We start from the raw sequence: 1,697 nt of genomic DNA on the forward strand, positions 1-1,697 counted from the left end.
GGCCCGGGAGGCGGCAAGCGAATTATAAAAGATTCCCGGGTTGACACCAAGGCGGATCTGCACGAACCGAATGTCGTACTGCCCGTCCGAAAGGCTCATTAACCCGCTCTCGGCATACTGCCGCGCGAGCGAGGCCTCCGATTCGAGCACGGGGAAGAGCTTTCCCCACTCGCCGTTCACCCTCTCCTTGGCCTGCGCGAGCCTCGTGAGGGCGATCCGGTACTCCCGGTTGTTCGCCAGGGCCATCCTCACCGCCTCGTCCACCGCTATCTTTCGCGGGGCCTCATCCGCCGCGGGGGTGCTCCCCGTCGCGGCGAGCATGATCGCCGCGGCAATGGCCGCGATACGGACGATCCCGTTTTTTTTCATGCCCTTCATCTCGCCCTCCCTCCGGATTCCATTCCGTTTTTGAGGATGTTCATGAGGTTGCTTTCAAACCGCGCCATGTAGTCGCCCTTGAAGGCCATCTCCTCCAGCATCGTTCCCCGCGCGGGAATCTGGATGATATTAAAAAAGATTATCCCCCCGATTATCTGCAAAAAGGTGTACAGCGGATCCAGATCGCGTCGCAGATCGCCCCTTTCCTGGGCGGAACGAAGAATCGGCTCGATCCTCGCGATGATCGGGATGACCAGGCGCGGGATGGCGATCTTCTTGAAGAATTTGCCGCCGGCGGCGATCTCCCGGAGCATGGTGCGCAGCATGTCGCGGTCCACGATGGTGATCGTCTCGATATAGCGGTGAATTATCGTATACAGCTGTTCGCGCGGATCGCTCTCCTCCACGATGACTCCGACCACGCGCTCGTATATCATGCCCGCCAGATCGGAAAGAATGCGCTCGTAGAGCGCCTCCTTGCTTTTGAAATGATAATAGATCATGGCCTTGTTGACCTTCGCGTTCTTCGCGATGCGGTCGACGCGCGCGCCGTCGAAACCGTGTTCGGCGAACTCTTTGAGCGCCGCCGCGAGCACCTTTTCATCGCTTGTCCGCCTGGCCGCTTTTTCCATCATTCTCTCCTCGTTCCCGTTCAGAATTTTGACAACCGCTCGACGAGTGAGCCGAAGCCGAGCGAAAGAAGCACCACCGGCACGTAGAGCACCAGGCCCGCGACCGCCGACCAGGAGGCCCCCCTTGCGGTTACGAACCCCTCGCGTAAAGCGCCGCGAAACAGCGCAATCGTAAAGGGGATATTGACGAGCACCGCGGTATAAACTCCCGGCGCGACTTCTCCCGAATGAATCGTTATCGCGATATGGCTGAATGCGTTGAAAAACAGGATCGATTGGATCCAGAGCGGAACATACGCCCAGATGCCCCGTCCGAATCTACCAGCCGCCACAAAGCACAGGACGAAGGCCGCGCCCGTAATGAGTACGAGCGCCGACAGAAACTGCACCTGCGTGACCGAATGGAATCCTGCCATGTGCCGGGCTGAAAACTCCACCATGGAGAGCGACTCCTCCGCGTTGTGCAGCGCGAAAAGAAAGGGAAGCGCCCTCACCATGCCGAGGAAACGAAGCCTTTCCGCCGACAATTCCATGCAGCACCCAACCAAACGGTTATATAAACTAACTATTTAGTTAACAATATAGCGGACCGGCTTCTTTTCGTCAAGTTTTTTTGATGATCATGGAAAGGAAGCTTGCCCGGGATGGTCACCCCGTCATCCTCCCCGTCATCGACGCTACAATACA

Annotated in this window: 3 protein-coding genes; all 3 read right to left on the reverse strand. The window is 57.9% G+C overall.

Annotated features, from left to right (window positions below; all coding sequences use genetic code 11):
• Window positions 1–378 (reverse strand): TolC family protein (locus VLM75_04890; protein HSV96255.1); only part of this gene is annotated, 378 nt, incomplete at its 3' end.
• Window positions 375–1,013: a TetR/AcrR family transcriptional regulator gene (locus VLM75_04895; protein ID HSV96256.1), complete on the reverse strand. Its 639-nt coding sequence runs from the start codon at window positions 1,011–1,013 to the stop codon at window positions 375–377. The genes VLM75_04890 and VLM75_04895, both read right to left, overlap by 4 nt.
• Before the next feature lie 17 nt (window positions 1,014–1,030).
• Complete coding sequence (locus VLM75_04900; GenBank protein ID HSV96257.1) at window positions 1,031–1,543, reverse strand: HXXEE domain-containing protein; 513 nt, start codon at window positions 1,541–1,543, stop codon at window positions 1,031–1,033.
• Window positions 1,544–1,697 lie beyond the last annotated feature (154 nt).

It is taken from the genome of Spirochaetota bacterium, from assembly GCA_035477215.1.
In the GTDB taxonomy this organism is placed as follows: domain Bacteria; phylum Spirochaetota; class UBA4802; order UBA4802; family UBA5368; genus MVZN01.

Excerpts from the sequence above, each read along its gene's own strand:
- VLM75_04900 (HSV96257.1), bottom strand. The coding sequence starts at position 1,543 with ATGGAATTGTCGGCGGAAAGGCTTCGTTTCCTCGGCATGGTGAGGGCG.
- VLM75_04895 (HSV96256.1), bottom strand. The coding sequence starts at position 1,013 with ATGATGGAAAAAGCGGCCAGGCGGACAAGCGATGAAAAGGTGCTCGCG.